Here is a 1,494-nt window from a genome sequence, read left to right on the forward strand (position 1 = left end):
GCAGGGCGGCTAGCCGCCCTGCTTTGCCGCGTAGTCCTGCGCCTGGCGCATCACCCGCAGCAGGTTGCCGCCCCAGATGGCAGCGATCTGCTGCTCGGTGTAGCCCTTGCGCAACAGCCACGCGGTGATCTTCGGCAACTGGCTGACATCAGGCAGGTCGCTCAGGCCACCGCCGCCATCCCAGTCCAGGCCGATGCCGACGTGCTCGGGACCGACGACCTTGAGGATGTGCTCAAAGTGGGCGAAGAAGTCGTCCAGGCTGGCGTGGCGCACCGGGTGTTCGTGGTCCAGTGCCTGTTCGGCCTTCTGCAGGGCAACGCCCTGTTCGATGGTCATGTCTTCCCAGCCACCCAGCTGCTTGCTCAGGGCTTCTTCGGCCTGCTTGCGCTCAGGCGACTTGGCGGTGTCGATCAGGTAGCCGCCATATGCGTTCACCTGGATCACGCCGCCGGCCTTGGCCAGCTTGCGCAGGCGCGCGTCGTCAAGGTTGCGTGGGTGGTCATAGATCGCCTTGGCCGAGCTGTGCGACAGCACGAACGGCACCGGCATCATCGCCAGCAGATCATCGAATACGGCATCGGAGGCGTGCGACTGGTCGATGACGATGCCCAGCTTCACCGCGGAGCGCACCAGGTCCTTGCCAGCCGGGCTCAGGCCCTTCCATTCAGCGTCCTTGGGATCGGTGGCCGAGTCGGCGAACTCGTTGTTGGCGAAATGCACGGTGCTGAGCAGGCGCAGGCCCGCACGGTGATAGAACGACAGCAGGCTGGGATCGGCCACCAGCGGGCTGGCGTTCTCCATGCTGATGTAGACCACGCGCTTGCCAGCGGCCTTGATGCGCGCGGCGTCATCGGCGGTCAGCGCAAGCGCGAAGCGCTCGGGGTTGGCGGCCAGCATCTGCCGGATCTCCAGCAACCGCTGCAGGCCGTGATCGCGTTCGGCCAGATGCGCAGCGGCAGTGCGGTCGCCCTGGTCGGTGTAGATCGCCCAGAAGCCGCCATCAAGCGCGCCTTCGACCATGCGCGGGTAATCCACCTGCGAGAGCGCATTGCGGTCGTGTCGCTGCTCGATGTCGAAGCCGTCGCGGCCGAAGTTGGCCGGCGTATCCAGATGGCTGTCCAGGGTCAGCAGGCGCTGCTGCAGTGCCTTGGCCCGGGCCAGTTCCTGCGCGCTGAAGTCGACGGCATGGGCGGACAGCGGCGCACTCAGCGCCAGGGCGAGCAGCAGGGACAGGCGACTCAACGAAGGCATGGGCTCTCACCAGCAGAGGGAAGAGCCCGACCATAGCGCTGCTGTCCACGCTTTTGTAGAGCCGAGCGTAGGCCCGGCGCTACAGGTTGCCGGCCCGTGTCCGGCGTGACACGTTCCGCAGCTCAGTCCACCACGCGGCAGAACACGGCCTTCAGGTAACGCGATTCCTGCACGTGGGCCATGAACGGATGGTCCGGACCGGCGCCGGCCACCTTCAGGATCTGGATGGTGCGGCCAGAGAAG

Annotated in this window: 1 protein-coding gene and 1 pseudogene; both read right to left on the bottom strand. The window is 66.4% G+C overall.

The genetic code is table 11. The annotated features are described in order from the left end of the window. Positions 1 to 9: 9 nt before the first annotated feature. Complete coding sequence (locus DBR20_RS21715; RefSeq protein ID WP_108268410.1) at positions 10 to 1,251, bottom strand: dipeptidase; 1,242 nt, start codon at positions 1,249 to 1,251, stop codon at positions 10 to 12. A 122-nt stretch (positions 1,252 to 1,373) separates the two neighbouring features. Continuing rightward, a pseudogene (locus DBR20_RS21720) lies at positions 1,374 to 1,494 on the bottom strand (RlmI/RlmK family 23S rRNA methyltransferase); the annotation flags it as partial.

The sequence above is a fragment of the Stenotrophomonas sp. HMWF023 genome, assembly GCF_003060985.1.
Classification (GTDB): Bacteria; Pseudomonadota; Gammaproteobacteria; order Xanthomonadales; family Xanthomonadaceae; genus Stenotrophomonas; species Stenotrophomonas lactitubi.

Bases quoted from the DNA above. Each gene is read 5' to 3' on its own strand.
- DBR20_RS21715 (WP_108268410.1), bottom strand. From the start codon at position 1,251: ATGCCTTCGTTGAGTCGCCTGTCCCTGCTGCTCGCCCTGGCGCTGAGT.